General features: G+C 74.0%; 14 protein-coding genes. 5 read left to right on the forward strand and 9 right to left on the reverse strand.

Annotated elements, in window-relative coordinates:
- Positions 1 to 3: 3 nt before the first annotated feature.
- Genes ABTX81_RS36065 through ABTX81_RS36075 form a run of 3 tightly spaced genes read right to left on the reverse strand, consistent with a single transcriptional unit; the run spans position 4 to position 1,586 of the window.
- On the reverse strand, positions 4 to 273 hold the full coding sequence (locus ABTX81_RS36065; RefSeq protein WP_350554497.1) for a type II toxin-antitoxin system RelE family toxin: 270 nt from the start codon (positions 271 to 273) through the stop codon (positions 4 to 6).
- Positions 270 to 542 carry a type II toxin-antitoxin system Phd/YefM family antitoxin gene (locus ABTX81_RS36070; protein WP_344341827.1) on the reverse strand — a complete coding sequence of 91 codons (273 nt, stop codon included), beginning with the start codon at positions 540 to 542 and terminating at the stop codon, positions 270 to 272. Before ABTX81_RS36070 ends, ABTX81_RS36065 begins: the two co-directional genes overlap by 4 nt.
- 45 nt (positions 543 to 587) lie before the next feature.
- On the reverse strand, positions 588 to 1,586 hold the full coding sequence (locus ABTX81_RS36075; RefSeq protein WP_502892931.1) for a DNA-3-methyladenine glycosylase family protein: 999 nt from the start codon (positions 1,584 to 1,586) through the stop codon (positions 588 to 590).
- Positions 1,587 to 1,592: 6 nt separating this feature from the next.
- Here ABTX81_RS36075 and ABTX81_RS36080 point away from each other — a divergent pair, with 6 nt between their 5' ends.
- Positions 1,593 to 2,084, forward strand: a complete 492-nt coding sequence (locus ABTX81_RS36080) for an SgcJ/EcaC family oxidoreductase (RefSeq protein ID WP_350554500.1) — start codon at positions 1,593 to 1,595, stop codon at positions 2,082 to 2,084.
- Between the two features lie 9 nt (positions 2,085 to 2,093).
- On the opposite strand, the gene ABTX81_RS36085 is transcribed toward ABTX81_RS36080, so the two are convergent.
- Positions 2,094 to 3,311, reverse strand: coding sequence for a peptidoglycan recognition protein family protein (locus ABTX81_RS36085; RefSeq protein ID WP_350554502.1), 1,218 nt, complete (start codon positions 3,309 to 3,311; stop codon positions 2,094 to 2,096).
- A gap of 104 nt (positions 3,312 to 3,415) precedes the next feature.
- On the opposite strand from ABTX81_RS36085, the gene ABTX81_RS36090 reads away from it, so the two are divergent.
- From ABTX81_RS36090 to ABTX81_RS36100, 3 genes are all read left to right on the forward strand, one after another.
- Complete coding sequence (locus ABTX81_RS36090) at positions 3,416 to 4,207, forward strand: TIGR03089 family protein (protein ID WP_350554504.1); 792 nt, start codon at positions 3,416 to 3,418, stop codon at positions 4,205 to 4,207.
- Positions 4,208 to 4,243: 36 nt separating this feature from the next.
- Positions 4,244 to 5,491: an LCP family protein gene (locus ABTX81_RS36095; RefSeq protein ID WP_350554506.1), complete on the forward strand. Its 1,248-nt coding sequence runs from the start codon at positions 4,244 to 4,246 to the stop codon at positions 5,489 to 5,491.
- Between the two features lie 235 nt (positions 5,492 to 5,726).
- On the forward strand, positions 5,727 to 7,433 hold the full coding sequence (locus ABTX81_RS36100; protein ID WP_350554508.1) for an LCP family protein: 1,707 nt from the start codon (positions 5,727 to 5,729) through the stop codon (positions 7,431 to 7,433).
- Positions 7,434 to 7,580: 147 nt separating this feature from the next.
- Here the strand turns inward: ABTX81_RS36100 and ABTX81_RS36105 are convergent, their stop codons facing one another.
- A complete protein-coding gene (locus ABTX81_RS36105) occupies positions 7,581 to 8,621 on the reverse strand; it encodes a glycosyltransferase family 2 protein (protein WP_350554511.1) in 1,041 nt (346 codons plus the stop codon).
- Positions 8,622 to 8,840: 219 nt separating this feature from the next.
- On the opposite strand from ABTX81_RS36105, the gene ABTX81_RS36110 reads away from it, so the two are divergent.
- Positions 8,841 to 10,457, forward strand: coding sequence for an LCP family protein (locus ABTX81_RS36110; protein WP_350554513.1), 1,617 nt, complete (start codon positions 8,841 to 8,843; stop codon positions 10,455 to 10,457).
- Positions 10,458 to 10,577: 120 nt separating this feature from the next.
- Here ABTX81_RS36110 and ABTX81_RS36115 read toward each other — a convergent pair whose 3' ends face one another.
- The 4 genes from ABTX81_RS36115 to ABTX81_RS36130 all read right to left on the reverse strand — a co-directional run bounded on the left by ABTX81_RS36115 (position 10,578) and on the right by ABTX81_RS36130 (position 15,144).
- Positions 10,578 to 13,136, reverse strand: coding sequence for an ABC transporter permease (locus ABTX81_RS36115; protein WP_350554516.1), 2,559 nt, complete (start codon positions 13,134 to 13,136; stop codon positions 10,578 to 10,580).
- A 21-nt stretch (positions 13,137 to 13,157) separates the two neighbouring features.
- Entirely contained in the window at positions 13,158 to 13,946 is a 789-nt protein-coding gene (locus ABTX81_RS36120) for an ABC transporter ATP-binding protein (RefSeq protein ID WP_502892932.1), read from the reverse strand.
- A gap of 378 nt (positions 13,947 to 14,324) precedes the next feature.
- Entirely contained in the window at positions 14,325 to 14,879 is a 555-nt protein-coding gene (ssuE, locus tag ABTX81_RS36125; protein ID WP_350554518.1) for an NADPH-dependent FMN reductase, read from the reverse strand.
- 178 nt (positions 14,880 to 15,057) lie between these two features.
- A complete protein-coding gene (locus ABTX81_RS36130; RefSeq protein WP_350554585.1) occupies positions 15,058 to 15,144 on the reverse strand; it encodes a putative leader peptide in 87 nt (28 codons plus the stop codon).
- Positions 15,145 to 15,320: the final 176 nt, after the last annotated feature.

The following is a 15,320-nucleotide window of genomic DNA, read 5'->3' on the forward strand; positions in this document are numbered from 1 at the left end:
GCATCAGAGTCGGCGGTACACGTCCCGACGATTGCCGACGTTGACCACGAGGATGAGCAGCCGGCCTCCCTGCACCTCGTAGACCACGCGGAAAGCACCCACCCGCAGGCGGTAGAGGCCGTCGTGTCCGGTCAGTTTCTTCACGCCGAGGCCCTCGGCGAACGGGTCGTCGCCGAGAGCCGTCAGCGCCGAGAGGATCCGCATGGCCTCGACCTGGCCGATCGCCCTCAACTGGCGTTGGGCGTGCACGGTGAACCGAAAGGCGTACTTCACGCAGCGCTCCCCGCCGAGCCCGGGGGCGAGTCGAACAGATCGGCCAGCAGCTCCGCCATGCTGACTGTCGGGTCGTTGCGGTGCAGCTCGGCTTCCCTGGCAGCCAGCTCGTCCGCCGCTTCCTCTATGGCGTCCAGGATTTCGATCGGCACCACCGCTCCGACACGTTCGCCTTTGCGGGTAATCACGGTGATCTCACCGGATTCGGCCTTGGTGACGACCTCGGCGAGGTGGGCTCGGGCTTCACGGATGCTCAACGACTCAGCCATGGACCGAGCGTACACCTGGCTGTGTACACCATGGAGCCCCTTTGGTCACCGGTGGCGGTGGTCGTTGGGGGTGAGGCGGGGGCCGAAGCGGGGGGCGTGGGTGCCGGTGGCGAGGACGATCCGGCAGAGGCGGTGGCGGTGGGGGCGGTAGGGCTCCAGGAGGGCCAGCATCTGGGCGTCGTCGCTGCGGACACGGCCGGCCAGGGCCCAGCCGACGGTGTTGGGCAGGTGGAAGTCGCCGACCGAGACGGCGTCGGCGTCGCCGTTGCTGCGCTGGAGGGCCTCGGCCGCCGTCCAGACGCCGATGCCCGGGACGGCGGTGAGGCGGGCGAAGGACGCCTCGTGGTCCATCGCGGAGGCCTCCTCCAGGCGGGGTGCCAGGCGGACGGCGCGCTGCACCGTCGCCGAGCGCTTCGGGTCCACGCCCGCGCGGTGCCAGTCCCAGCTCGGCACCTGCGACCACTCGCGGGCCGAGGGCGTCACCCGCAGGTCCCCGACTGGGCCGGGCGCCGGGGTGCCGTAGCCGCGCAGCAGGGTGCGCCAGGCGCGGTAGGCCTCGCTGGTGGTGACCTTCTGCTCCAGGATCGCCGGGACCAGCGACTCCATGACCAGGCCGGTCCTGATCAGCCGCACGCCGGCCGTCTCGCGCTGGGCCTCGCGCAGCGGGCCGGGCGGCAGGACCAGGCCCGCCGGGTCGTCGCCGTCGCCGAGCAGCTCGGGCAGCCGGTCGAGCAGCCACTGCGCGCCGGGGCCCCAGGCGCCCGCCTCGACCACGCCCTCGGCGGGGCGGGCGAGCACCCGCAGGGTGCCGATGCCGGCCGGGGTGCGGGAGGCGCGCCAGACGGCGCCGTCGGCGGTGGTCCGGTACGCCGGGTCACCCGGGCCGCGGCGCAGCGGGAGCAGGGTACGGGCCACGTCCAGCGGGAAGCCGGGCCGCCAGCGGCGCACGGCCTCGGTGCCGCCGCCGGTGCTGCCGGTGGCCCTCGGGGCGGGCACGCTCCTCCCGTTCACCGTCGTGCGCCTCCTCCGCTGTCCGCCGACCATGGGGATATGAACGATACGCGGGTGGCGGAGTTGTCCCCAGGTGACGAGAGTGCCGTGCGGGCCCTCTACCACCGGGTACTGGAAGGCTGGAACCTGCGGGACGGCGCGGCCTTCGCCGGGCCGTTCACCCCGGACGGCGAGGTGATCGGCTTCGACGGGACGAAGCACTCCGGCCGCTCGGTGATGGCCGCCGAGCTCGGACGGATCTTCGCCGACCACGCGACACCGGAGTACGTCGCCAAGGTGCGGCGGGTACGGGCGCTGGCCCCCGGGGTGGCGCAGCTGGACGCGGTCGCCGGCCTGGTGCCGGACGACGCGCAGGACGTGGATCCCGCGCTGAACGCGGTGCAGACGGTGATCGCGGTCAACGCGGGGGCGGGCTGGCGGATCGCCCTGTGGCAGAGCACCCCGGCCCGGTACGACCAGCGGCCCGACGTCGCCCTGGCGCTGACGACCGAGCTGCGGGCACTGGTCGGACGCGGGCCGGGACCGGGCTGAGCGGGCCGGCTACGGGGCGAAGGGGACGTCGACGCGGCCCTGGAGGCGGGCCGCCATGGTGCGGATGCCCGGGAGCCGGGGGTGGAGGGCGCTGCCGGGGCACTCGGTGTCGAAGGCGTCGCGGTGGCCGGAGACGGCGTCGAGGTCCACCTCGGTGCCCGCCGGGTAGCGGCTGCCGCTGGAGGTGGAGACCAGCCGGGCGCGGCCGCCCGGGTCCCGGTCGGTGAGGCCGAGCTTCCAGGCGGCGACCCGGGCGAGGCCGGTCAGCAGCGCCGGCGGGGGCGGGTCCTCGACGTAGCCGCCGATCGCCGCGACGCCGGCCGAGTCCGTGTTGAAGCCGAGGGTGTGCGCGCCGTGCACCGGCAGGTCGGCGCCGCCGGCCCGGCCCTCGTAGACGGTGCCGCAGCGGTCGACCAGGAAGTTGTAGCCGATGTCCCGCCAGCCGTTGCCCCGCACGTGGTACTGGTGGATCGCCCGGATCACCCGGGGCGCCTCGGTGCACGCGTAGGCGGTGGCGGTGGCGGTGTGGTGGACGAAGACCGCCCGGACCGGGCCGGTGTAGCCGAAGCCCGGCTCGCGGAGGGACTCGTCGGCGCCCCAGCCGGCCCGGGTGACGATCGCGGGGCGCGGGGCCCGGTGGCCGGCCCGGCGCGCGGCGCCCTCCGGTTCGGCCGGCAGGGTCCGGGCGGCGGAGGACTCGGCGCCGCGGCCCGGGTCGACCAGCTCGACCCGCAGACCGGGCGGCGGTCCGGCCGGGCCCGCGGCCACCTCGACGGCCACGCCGTCGCTCGGGCCGGTCCACAGCGGGGCGGTGCCGCCACGCGGGGCACCGCCGGCGGCGGCCGGGGCGTCCGGGCCGTCCTCGCCGTCGGCGTCCAGCCGCTGCCAGTCGTGCCAGGCCCCGGTGACCGCGTCCCGGGTGCGGACCCGGACGGCGCCGCCGGCGAGCGCGCGGGCCGGGCCGTCCCAGGTGACCCCGAGCAGTTCGAACCGCCCGGTGGCGCGCGGCGCCGTCGCGCTCGTCAGCGGGAGCGAGGCGACGGAGCCGCCGCCCGCCGAGGTGCGCAGCCCCGCCCGCGGCGGGGGCGCGGCGGGTGGCGGGCCGGCCTCGGCGGCGGCCGGGCACAGCGGCAGGACGACGGCGCAGACGGCGAGCAGGGCGGTGGGCGGGACGGCGGGCCGGAGGACGGTCGGGCGGCCGCGGCGGGCCGGGCGTGAGGTGCGCATAAACCGGATGTTCACGGGATTTCGACCCGCTCGCCACGCCACCCGGCGCCGCGTCCGCCACCCCTCCCGGACGTCCACCCGAAGGCCGTAGGCTGGGGCGCACCATGACTTCGCCTTTCGCTGCCGATGCCCGCACCCCCGTCGAGCTGCTGCACGCTTACCTGCGAGGTGGCACTCCCTCAGTCGACCCCGCGGCCCCGCTGGTCACCTTCTACGACGACGCCAGCGGCGAACGCGTCGAGCTCTCCGCCCGGACCTTCGACAACTGGGTGGCCAAGACCGCCAACCTGCTCCAGGACGAGCTCAACGCCGGCCCGGGCGACCGCGCCGCGCTGCTCCTCCCGGCCCACTGGCAGAGCGCCGTCTGGCTGCTCGCCTGCTGGTCGGTCGGGGTGGCGGCAGTCCCGGGCGGCGACCCGGCCGCCGCCGACCTGGTGGTCAGCGGCCCGGACGGCCTGGAGGCCGCCCAGGCCTGCGAGGGCGAGCGGGTGGCGCTCGCGCTGCGCCCGCTCGGCGGCCGGTTCCCGCAGCGTCCGGACGGCTTCCTGGACTACGCGGCCGAGGTGCCCGGCCAGGGCGACCGGTTCGCCCCCTACTCCCCCGTCACCCCGGACGCCCCGGCGCTGGAGACCTCGGTCGACGGCCTGCCGCTGAAGCTGACCGGGGAGCAGACCGTGCAGCTGGCCCGCGAGGGTGCCGTCCGGCTCGGGGTCGGTCCGGGCGACCGGGTGCTGTCCACCCTCTCCTACGACGACTGGGCGGGTCTGGAGGCCGGCCTGCTGGCGCCGCTGGCGGCCGGCGCCTCGGTGGTGCTCTGCCGCAACTCGGACGGCCTGGACGCCGACCAGTGGGAGAAGCGGGTCGAATCCGAACGGGTGACACTGCGCCTCGGGTAACCCCCGGCCCCGGCCCGGCGGGTAGGGATCCCTGCCATGGCCGAGGACGACACCGAGCACCCCCCGACCGAACGCCCCCCGACCGGGAAGGCCGGCGACGCGGCGCCGGAAGCCGTTGCGGAGGCTTCCGGCGGCCGCCGGCGACGCCGTCGGTGGCTGGTCATCACCGCGGGCGCCCTCGCGTTCCTGCTGGTCGCCTGCGGCGCGCTGCTCTGGATCGCCTACCGCAAGCTCGACGGCAACATCCGCACCGACTCCACCACCGACCAGCTGCTGGCCCGGCTGGAGGCCGAGCGCCCCGCCCGGACCGCCGGCGCCCGGGGCGCGGAGAACATGCTGCTGATCGGCAGCGACGACCGGACCGGCGCCAACGCCTCCTACGGCTCGGCGGGCGGCCAGCGTTCGGACACCACGATCCTGCTCCACCTGGCGGCCGACCGGCTGCACGCGACCGCCGTCTCCATCCCGCGCGACGTCATGGTGAGCGTGCCCGCCTGCGAGAAGCCCGACGGCACCCGCAGCCGGCCCGCGCTGATGCAGTTCAACGCGGCCTTCGAGACCGGCGGCCCGGCCTGTTCGATCCGGACCGTCGAGCAGCTCAGCGGCATCCGGCTCGACCACTACGTGATCGTCGACTTCACCGGGTTCAAGCGGATGGTGGACGCCGTCGACGGGGTCGAGGTGTGCGTCCCGCAGCCGATCCACGACAAGGACGCCAAACTGGACCTGCCGGCCGGGCGGCAGACCCTGCACGGCGAGCAGGCGCTCGGCTACGTCCGGGCCCGGGAGACCCTCGGCGACGGCAGCGACACCCAGCGGATGGGACGTCAGCAGCAGTTCCTGGCGGCGCTGATCCGCAAGGTGCAGTCGCAGGGCGTGCTGCTCAACCCGACCAAGCTGTGGCCGGTGCTGGACGCGGCCACCTCCTCGGTGCGGGCCGACGGCGGGCTGTCCTCGCTGGGCGCGCTGTACGACCTGACCCAGGACCTGCGCGGGATCCCCTCCTCGGACGTGACCTTCCTGACGGCGCCCCGCCAGCCGTACCGGTTCGACTCGGACCGGGACGAGTTCGTGCAGCCGCTGACCGCGCAGCTGTTCGCGGCGCTGCGGGACGACCGGCCGGTGGACGTGCGGCCGCCGGGAACAGGCCCGTCGCCGACGGCGCAGGCGGCCCCGCTGGCCTCCCGGACGGCGACGCCCTCCCCCAGTCCGTCACTGAGCGTGAGCACTCCGCCGTCGTTCGAGGGGCGGACCGCCGACGTCGACGCGTGCGCGGTGCACTGACGCTCAATGAAGCGGATCAGCTGCTCATCGGATCACCATTCCGTACACGGATCATGATCCTGAAAGGTTCTCACCGGAAATTCCCAGCACCGCATTCACCTGCGGAATTGCCGTCGCACACCATGGCGGAGATCACACCAGGAACAATTCCCCCACCCGGCTCGTCTAGGGTGTCCGAGTCGGTCGTGCAATCGGCGCGTCGGCCCGAGAACCGGTCGGAGGGAGGGGAACACCCGTGCAGCAGGACATTCATGGCGCCACGCCGGACGCCGGGCGGACCCCGGCCGACCCGGCCCGGGGCATCCCCGTGCAGCGCCGGCGCGCCCAGGCCGGATCCGCCTCCGGGACCGTGCCCCAGGCCGCCTCCGAGCATCTGGTCGAGCACCTGGCCGAGCACTCCGCCGAGACCGCGGCCGGCGGCGGACGGGCCGCCCGGCGCCGGGCGCGCGGCGCGGCACGGCGCAACCGCCGCCGGCGGCTGCTGAAGTGGACCGGCGGCCTCGGGGCCTTCGTCCTGGTGGCCGGCTGCGGCGGCGCGTACTACGCGTACCAGCACTTCAACAACAACATCACCGCCGTCAAGGTGCAGCTGGGCGACGAGGCGGAGCGGCCCAAGCCGGTCGGCGACGCCATGAACATCCTGGTGATCGGCACCGACAGCCGGGAGGGGCTGGGCCGCTCGTACGGCGACGAGGGCAGCGCCGGGCACGCCGACACCACCCTGCTGTTCCACGTCGCCAAGGACCGCACCAACGCGACGGTGCTCAGCGTCCCGCGCGACCTCATGGTGTCCGTCCCGGACTGCCGGACGCCCGACGGGAAGACCATCCCCGGCTCGACGCGCACGATGTTCAACAACAGCCTCGGCCAGGAGGGCCGCGACCCCGGCTGCACCTGGAAGACCGTCGAGAAGATGACCGGGATCAGGGTCGACCACTTCGTGATGGTCAACTTCGAGGCCGTGAAGACGCTCTCCACCGCCGTCGGCGGCGTCGAGGTGTGCGCGGCCAAGGACATCAACGACCCGGACTCGCACCTGAAGATGAGCAAGGGCCGGCACGTCGTCCAGGGCGACGAGGCGCTCGCCTTCGTTCGTACCCGGCACACCGTCGGGCAGGGCGGCGACCTCACCCGGATTCCGCTGCAGCAGCAGTTCATCAGCTCGATGATCCGCTCGATCAAGAGCAGTGACACGCTGACCAACCCGGCCAAGCTGTGGAAGCTCGCGGACGCCGCCACCAAGGCGCTCACCGTCGACTCCGGGATCGGCAGCGTCGACAAGCTGAAGGACCTCGCGCTGGACGTCAGCAAGGTCGACACCGAGCACATCACCTTCACCACCGTGCCGGTGCTGGACGACCCGGTGGACGAGAACCGGCTGGTGCTCAAGCAGCCGGACGCGGGGCAGCTGTTCTCGATGATCGGGAACGACCGGTCGCTGACCGCGCCGGCGGCCACGCCGGAGGCGACGGCCGGCGCTTCGGCGGCGGCGTCCACGGCGCCCGCAGCCGCGCCGACCGCTTCGGCGGGCGCGACGGCTCCGGCGGCTCCGACGGCTCCGGTGGCGGACGCGAAGGAGCTGCGGGTGACGGTGCGCAACGGCAGCGGGACGCCCGGGCAGGCGCAGCAGACCGTCGACCGGCTCCAGGCGAAGGGCTACGCCCGGGCCGCGACCGCCGCCAACGCGCCCGTCACCGCGGCCACCACCATCGCCCACCCGGCCGGGAAGGCCGCCGAGGCGGCGGCGCTGGCCACCGCGCTGGGCCTGCCCGCCGACGCGGTCAAGGCGGACCCGAAGCTGGGCGCCAAGGACGGCCTGGTGCTGGTGCTCGGCAAGGTCGCCCCGGCCGCCGCCGCGGCGACCCCGAGCACGCCGGTGACCGAGGCCCCCAAGGACCTGCAGCGCGTCCAGGCCGACGACACCGACGTCTGCGCGAAGTAGCCACCGTCAGAACCCGTCGGCGGCGGCTCCGGTGACGCCCCACCATGCCCAGCTCCCCGGAAACGGGGCGGACCCGCCCTCGACCGGCCCCGTGGCGCCTGGTGGCGGGGGCGGGAGGGCGGGTCCGGGGGAAGCGGGCGGCGGGGGTCAGCCGCGTTCGGCCACGACGTCGCCGGCGGAACGGGTGCGGCTGCCGATCACCTTGCGGGCCAGTGAGCGCGGCGAGGTGAGGAAGCCGAAGCCCCAGCTGAGGTGCATGGTCGCGAAGGCCACCGGAAGCAGCGCCTTCGCCTTGGGCGACAGGCCCCGGCCCTCGACCAGCGCCCCGCCGACGATGCCGAGCAGGTAGGCCACGGGGGCGGCCAGGAAGGCCGGGTGGACGGCCGCGCCGAGCACCACCCCGAGCATCACGCCGAGGAAGGCGGCCGGGGGCGCGAGGTAGCGCAGGTTGACCGAGCCCCGGTGGTACCGGGTGACCACCCGGCGCCAGCGGCCGTAGTCCTTGTACTGCTTGGCCAGCGCCTTGACGCTGGGCCGGGGGCGGTAGGTGACGCGCAGCTGCGGGGTGAACCAGACCAGGCCGCCGTCCTGGCGGATGCGGTAGTTGAGCTCCCAGTCCTGGGCGCGGACGAACTCCTCGTTGTAGCCGCCGAGCCGCTCCAGCACCTCGCGCCGGAACACCCCGAGGTAGACGGTGTCCGCCGGGCCGGCCAGGCCGCCGGTGTGGAAGGCGGCGTTGCCGACGCCTATCTTGGAGGTCATCGCGACGGCGACCGCGTTCTCCCACTCGGTCTCGCCCTCGGCGTGCATGATGCCGCCGACGTTGGCGGCCTCCATCTCCCCGAGCAGCCGGACCGCCGTGGTGATGTAGCCCGGGGTCAGCAGGCCGTGACCGTCGACCCGTACCACTATCGGGTGGCTGGAGCCGCGGATGGCGGCGTTCAGCCCTGCGGGGGTGCGTCCGGTGGGGTTCTCCACGGTCCGGACCCGCGGGTCCTCTGCGACGAGTTCGGCGGCGATCTGCGCGGTGCGGTCGGTGGACGGACCGAGGGCGATCACCACCTCCATCGGGCCGGCGTAGTCCTGTTCCAGGATGTGCCGGACGGCCGTGCGCAGGTGTCGTTCCTCGTTGAGCACCGGCATGATCACGGAGACCGCCGGCAGCTCCTCAGCAGCCTTGGTGTTCATCGGGGCCAACCGTACCGGTGTGGGCGGGGTGCCGTCTTGTCCCGGTCTGGGCCGCTGTGCCCGGCCGGGGGCGGCCGTGTGCGAAGGATCGCCGACGAGACGTTCCGCCTCGCCGGAGGGCATCCAGGAGGAACGTTTCACCGATCGGGGCCCACCGTACCCCCCACCCCCGGCGCGCCCTCACCCGGCCCGACCGCGGGCGCCCCTACCATCCGAGAGATGCCCGTCTCCCCGCTCTCCGCCCAGTCCGGAGGCCCGGACGGCGCCCCGCCCGGACGGCGGCGCCGCTGGCCCCGCCGGCTGGCCGCCGGCATCGCGTTCGCCGTCCTCGCCACCTCCTGCGGAGGCTGGGCGGCCCTGCGCGGCATCGGGTCGATCGACCGGGTCGACGCCTTCACCGGCGACCGGCCGCGGCCGGCCGACGACGCCTCCACCACCTTCCTGGTGGTCGGCACCGACGAGCGCGACGGCATTCCGGAGAAGACGCTCAAGACGGTGCTGCACGCGGGGGGCGAGTCCTGCCACTGCACCGACACGATGATGATCGTCCAGCTCGCCGGGAACGGGTCCCGGGCCAGTGTGATCAGCATTCCGCGCGACTCCTATGTCGACATCCCCGCCCACCGGGACCCGGCGACCCGCAAGGAGGTCCCGGCCGGCAAGGGGAAGATCAACGCCGCGTACGGGCTGGGCGGGCCGCCGCTGACCGTCGCCACCGTCGAGCAGAACACCGGGCTGCGGATCGACCACTACCTGCAGGTGAACTTCGCCGGGTTCGTCGCCGCCGTGGACGCCGTCGGCGGGGTCCGGGTCTGTACGGCCAAGCCGCTCAAGGACGAGTACTCGGGGCTGGACCTGCCGGCCGGCACCAGCACCCTGGACGGCGCCGGGGCGCTCAAGTACGTGCGCGCCCGGCACCTGGACGGCAGCTCCGACCTGGGGCGGATGCACCGGCAGCAGAAGTTCGTCGCCGAGCTGCTGAACGAGGTGACCAGCGGCGGCACCCTGCTCAACCCGGTCCGGCTGGCCCGGGTGTCGGACAGCCTGCTCGGCTCGGTCAAGGCCGACCAGGGGCTCACGGCCCACGACCTGGTCACCCTGGCGGCCGGGATGAAGGACCTGACGGCCGGGCAGGCCGACTTCGCGACCGTGCCGCTGGCCTCGGTGGACCATCCGGTCTCCGGGTGGGGGTCGACGGTGCTCTGGGACAAGGAGCGGGCGCGGGAGCTGTTCGACGCCGTCCGGGAGGGGCGGCCGCTGACGGACGGTGCCGGCGGTACGGGCGGGGGTACGGGCGGGGGTACGGACGGGGGTACGGACGAGACGGCCGAGCCCGCGGCGCCTGCCGCTGCGGCGGCGGCCACGGCCGCCGCGGCCACGGCTGCGGCGACACCGGCCGCCGTGCCACCGGAGCAGGTGCACGTCCAGGTGTTCAACGCGGCCGGTGTGGCGGGGATGGCCGCCCGGGTCGACTCCGAGCTGCGCCGGGCCGGGTTCGCCGCCACCGGGACGCCGGCCAACGCCCCGGCCGGCACGGCGTCGGGGCGGACGGTGATCCGCTACGACCCGCACTGGGCCGACGCGGCCCGGACGCTGGCGGCCGCGGTCCCGGAGGCCGAGCTGACGCCGGTGCCGGGGCTGGGAACGACCCTCCAGCTCTACGCGGGCACGGACTACCCGGCGACCGGTCCGTCGCCGGTCCCGGCCCCCCCGCCCCCGGCGCCAAGGGCGGCACCGTCCGGCCCGGCGGGCGGGGCGCACCCGGACGGCAGCGGGGCGGCGGACGGGGCGGAGACGGCCGTCGTCGAGCGGGCGAGCGACATCATCTGCCCCTGACCCTGCCCGTTCGCGCAGAACGGCGAGGGGCGGGGTGCGCACGGCACCCCGCCCCTGCCCTCCCCGTTCCCCCTGTCCCCGGCGCGACCCCCGATCCCCCGATCCGGGGGTCGCACCCGGTCAGTCCGTCGCGATCGCCGCGAGGACGTTCATCCGCCCGGCCCGGAAGGCCGGGATGAGGGCGGCCAGCAGGCCGATGACCACCGAGGCGGCCAGCGTGAAGACGATCGTGGTGACCGGCACGGCGAGCGACTCCAGGCCCTGGGTCCGCAGCACCCGCTGACCGGTGACGCCCCAGGCCAGCCCGAGCGCGGTGCCGAGGACGGCGCCGAACAGGGCGATCACCATCGACTCCAGGCGGATCATCCGGCGCAACTGGCGGCGGGAGAGCCCGATCGCCCGCAGCAGGCCGATCTCACGGGTCCGCTCGACCACCGAGAGCGCCAGGGTGTTCACCACGCCGAGCACCGCGACCACGATCGCCAGGCCGAGCAGGCCGTAGATCATGTAGAGCAGGGTGTTCACCTGCTCCTGGACGAGGTCCTTGTAGCCGGCCTGGTCGCGGACCGAGACCTGCGGGTACTCCTTGAGCGCGTCCTCCAGGGCGGTGAGCGTCCTGGCGACGTCCGCCCCGGCGGAGGCCGTGCCGAAGGCCACGTCGGCCACCGGCTGGTCGGCGGCCGGCACCGCCTCGGTGACGGCTTCGAGCGAGGCGAACGTGTTGCCGTCGAAGAACGAGTTGCCCTTGGTCATGATGACGCCGACCGGCAGCGACTGGACGCGCCCCTGCCCGTAGTCGATCTTGACGCTGTCGCCGATCTTGAGGCCGTGCTCCTCGGCGTAGTCCTCGCCGACCGCGAGCGAGCCCTGCTTGAGGGAGTCGGCGCTGCCGGCCTTGACCGGCAGCCGGAAGTCCTCGGTGAACCGAGTGGAGACCGCGGAGACGCCCTTCTCCGAGGTCTTGCCGTCCGACGCGGTGAAGTGCGCGGGCAGGAACTTCTGCTCGGTGACGTGGTCCACACCCGAGGTCTTGCGCACGGCGTCGACCATCTCCGCGGAGACGCCGTTCGGGCCGGCCGTGACGATGTAGTCGGCGCCCACCGAGCGGTCGATCTGGTCGTTGGTGGACTTGATCACCGAGGAGGTGAAGACGGAGGCGCCGATCACCAGCGCCAGTCCGATCATGAGTGCGGCCGCCGTGGCGCCGGTGCGCCGCGGGTTGCGCATCGCGTTGCGCTGGGCGAGCTTGCCGGACGGGCCGAACAGGGCGGGCAGCAGGGCACCGAGCACCCGCACCACGGTCGTGGCCAGCAGCGGGCCGAGGACCACGAAGCCGACGAGGGTGAGCAGCACGCCCAGGCCGATGTACTGGCCGCCGGTGGCCGCTTTCTCCGCCTTGCCGGCCAGCACCAGCAGCCCGCCGCCGCCGGCCGTCAGCACCAGGCCGATGACCGCCCGGACGGTGTTGGAGCGGGCCTCGGCCGGGGTGCCGTGGTCGCGCAGCGCGGAGATCGGAGTGATCTTGCCGGCCCGGCGGGCCGGGATCCAGGCCGCGAGCACGGTGATCACGACGCCCACCGCGTACCCGGCGATGAAGACGTCGGCGCCGATGGCGAGGTCCCCGGCGTCGAGGTGCATGCCGACCGCGTTCATCAGCTGGATCAGCCCCACCGCCAGGCCGAGGCCGGCGCCGATGCCGAGGGTCGAGCCGACCGCGCCGAGAAGCAGCGCCTCCACCAGCACCGAGCGGTTGACCTGGCTGCGGCTGCCGCCGACGGCGCGCAGCAGGCCGATCTCCCGGGTGCGCTGGGCGACCAGCATCGAGAAGGTGTTGATGATCAGGAAGCCGCCGACCAGCAGCGAGACGCCGGCGAAGCCGAGCATCGCGTACTTCATGAAGTCGAGGGAGGAGCCGACGCTCTTCTGCCCGTCCGCCTTCTGCTCGGCGGCCGTCTTCGCCTGGAAGCCGGCGCCGAGCCCGGCCAGCGCGTCGGACTTGAGCTGCTCGTCGGTGCGGCTGCCGTCGCCGAACACCTCGACCGAGGTGAACGCGCTCTGCCTGAGCAGGACGTTCTGTGCGGTGGCGGTGTCCAGGAAGGCCAGTGCCGCACCCGGGTTGGTGGTCTTGAAGGTGGCGATGCCGACGATGGTGAAGTCCTGCTTGTCGCCGGTGATCACGCGCAGCTTCCCGCCCAGGCCGAGCTTGGCCTTCTTGGCGGTGTCCGCGTCGAGGACGACCTGGTCGGCGCCCTGCGGCGAGTGGCCGGAGGTGATCTCGACCGGGTTGCGCGGGGTGTCCGTCCAGTTGCCGACCATGGTCGGGGCCCCGCTGGTCGGGCCCACCCGCTTGTTGGTGGCCGGGTTGGCCAGGGTGGCGCTCTCCACGCGCACCTGGCCGACCGCCGTCCTCGCCCCGGGGATCGCGGCGGCCTTCCGGACGCTGTCGGCGGGTATGGTCAGCGTCTTCCCCCGCGGGTCGTCGCCGAACTCCGGCTCGGCGGGCCCGATGGAGAGGTCGGAGGCGGTCGAGGCGAAGAGCTTGTCGAAGGTGCTGGTCGCGGTGTTGGAGAACACCAGCGTCCCGGACACGAACGCGACCGACAGCACGACCGCGATCAGGGAGAGCAGCATCCGCCCCTTGTGGGCGAGGAAGCTCCGCAGTGACGTCTTGAGCAGCATGGTCCTGTCCGCCCCGCCCGCTCAGCTGGTGCGCTTGCCGTCGAAACGGCGCATGCGTTCGAGGACGGAGTCGGCCGTGGGGGCGTGCATCTCGTCGACGATCACGCCGTCGGCGAGGAACAGCACGCGGTCCGCGTAACCGGCGGCGACCGGGTCGTGGGTGACCATCACGATGGTCTGGCCCAGCTCGTCGACGCTGCGGCGCAGGAAGGAGAGCACCTCGGCGCCGGAGCGGGAGTCGAGGTTCCCGGTGGGCTCGTCGCCGAAGATGATCTCGGGGCGGGCGGCCAGCGCCCGGGCCACCGCGACGCGCTGCTGCTGGCCGCCGGAGAGCTGCGTCGGGCGGTGCTTGAGCCGGCCGGAGAGGCCGACCGTGTCCACCACCCGGTCCAGCCAGGCCTGGTCGGGCTTGCGGCCGGCGATGTCCATCGGGAGGGTGATGTTCTCCAGGGCGTTCAGCGTCGGCAGGAGGTTGAACGCCTGGAAGATGAAGCCGATCTTGTCCCGGCGCAGCCTGGTGAGCTGCTTGTCCTTCAGGCCGGTGATCTCCGTGTCGCCGATCCAGATCCGCCCACTGGTCACCGTGTCCAGACCGGCCAGGCAGTGCATCAGGGTCGACTTGCCGGAACCCGAGGGACCCATGATCGCGGTGAAGCGGCCGCGCTGGATGTCGACGTCGACCGCGTCCAGGGCGGTGACCGTGGTCTCGCCGGAGCCGTAGGACTTGGTCACCTGACGAGCCGAGGCGGCGACGGCGGGGGCACCGCCGGGAAGCTGGGGGTCGAACACGGCTGCTGCTGCCGTCGTCACTGTCGTCTCCTAAGAAGTGGGCCCACCCGTTGCCCCCAGCCTCGTCCGTTCCACCCGTCCGGCGACATCGCGCAGGGGATAGTTTTCGACCGGGAGTTAGCTTCACCCTGCCGGTGAACCGGGGACCCGGACCCGACCGCATCGGGTCCGCCTCGGACGGGCGGGGACGTGATCCACGTTAGGAGTCGGGGGCCCTCCCCCTCGTCATCCGACGGGAGGAAGCGGCCCAACCGGAGTTGTACGGGGTACCGGCCCCCTCCCCCTAGGGGTCCGGCCGGGGCCCGTCAGGGTCCGCCCGTAAGGAGGCCCCGCCCGGCGGTTCGCCGGACGGGGCACGGGGTGGTGCGGGCTCCGGCGCGCGGGGCGCCGGACGGGGCGTCAGGACGCCAGGGCCGGGGCGGAGCGGCGCTCCAGGGCGGCCGCGAACGCGTCCACGACGGGGCGCAGCAGCACATCGGTCTCGCGCTCGATCACGGTGGCGCCGTCCTCCCGGACGGTGATGTGACGGTCCAGCACGAACCAGCCCTGGGTGATGTGGTCGGCCCCCATCGAGCTGAGCACCGGCCGCAGCGCGTAGTCCACCGCCAGCACGTGCGCGGTGGAGCCGCCGGTGGCGAGCGGCAGCACCGCCTTGTCGCGCAGCGCGTACTGCGGCAGCACGTCCAGCAGCGCCTTGAGCAGGCCCGAGTACGCGGCCTTGTAGACGGGGGTGCCGATCACCACGCCGTCGGCCTCGGCGAAGAGCTCCAGGGCGGCCGCCAGCTCGGGGTGCGACAGGTCGGCGGAGAGCAGCGCGTGCGGGGGCAGGCCGCGCACCTCGAAGGGGACGACGCGGTGGCCGCGCTCCTCCAGCCGGGCGTCGACGAGGCGCAGCAGGCGGGTGGTGCGGGAGGTCGGGGACGGGGAGCCGGAGACGGACAGGACGGTGGCCATGGGTTCACCTCGGGGAGGAAGCGGAGTGGCGCGCCGGCAGCACGGGGCGCTCACCGGGCACGGCCGGCGCCGGCCGGGCGGACGGGGACCGGCCTACCGGCGGGCAGCGGTGAGCGCGCTGCGCGGGCAGCGTCGAGAAGGGAGGAGAGGAGGAGTGGTGGGGTTCGACGGGCGCGCGTCAGCCACAACAGAGCGAACAGGACACACGCAGAAGGTCGACGTGCCGCCGACGCGTGAGGGTCCATCGCTGATCCATGGCAGTCATGCAAACACGCACCGTTCCGGACGGTCAAGGTTCGTCCCGCCAGGCGAACACCTGGTGAGACGGATGGTGAGACGGGGGTGCGAGCGGTTCGGCCGGGGAGGCGGAGCGCGGGTGACCGTCGGCACCGTGCCGCGGAACGATCCGGCGCGTGCATCAAAACTGCTACAAGGGCCCTG

It is taken from the genome of Kitasatospora sp. NPDC097605 (genome assembly GCF_040302725.1).
Classification (GTDB): domain Bacteria; phylum Actinomycetota; class Actinomycetes; order Streptomycetales; family Streptomycetaceae; genus Kitasatospora.

Bases quoted from the DNA above. Each gene is read 5' to 3' on its own strand.
- ABTX81_RS36130 (WP_350554585.1), bottom strand. From the start codon at position 15,144: ATGACTGCCATGGATCAGCGATGGACCCTCACGCGTCGGCGGCACGTC.
- ABTX81_RS36085 (WP_350554502.1), bottom strand. From the start codon at position 3,311: ATGCGCACCTCACGCCCGGCCCGCCGCGGCCGCCCGACCGTCCTCCGG.
- ssuE (WP_350554518.1), bottom strand. From the start codon at position 14,879: ATGGCCACCGTCCTGTCCGTCTCCGGCTCCCCGTCCCCGACCTCCCGC.
- ABTX81_RS36115 (WP_350554516.1), bottom strand. From the start codon at position 13,136: ATGCTGCTCAAGACGTCACTGCGGAGCTTCCTCGCCCACAAGGGGCGG.
- ABTX81_RS36110 (WP_350554513.1), top strand. From the start codon at position 8,841: ATGCCCGTCTCCCCGCTCTCCGCCCAGTCCGGAGGCCCGGACGGCGCC.
- ABTX81_RS36090 (WP_350554504.1), top strand. From the start codon at position 3,416: ATGACTTCGCCTTTCGCTGCCGATGCCCGCACCCCCGTCGAGCTGCTG.
- ABTX81_RS36075 (WP_502892931.1), bottom strand. From the start codon at position 1,586: ATGGTCGGCGGACAGCGGAGGAGGCGCACGACGGTGAACGGGAGGAGC.
- ABTX81_RS36095 (WP_350554506.1), top strand. From the start codon at position 4,244: ATGGCCGAGGACGACACCGAGCACCCCCCGACCGAACGCCCCCCGACC.
- ABTX81_RS36080 (WP_350554500.1), top strand. From the start codon at position 1,593: ATGAACGATACGCGGGTGGCGGAGTTGTCCCCAGGTGACGAGAGTGCC.
- ABTX81_RS36070 (WP_344341827.1), bottom strand. From the start codon at position 542: ATGGCTGAGTCGTTGAGCATCCGTGAAGCCCGAGCCCACCTCGCCGAG.
- ABTX81_RS36105 (WP_350554511.1), bottom strand. From the start codon at position 8,621: ATGAACACCAAGGCTGCTGAGGAGCTGCCGGCGGTCTCCGTGATCATG.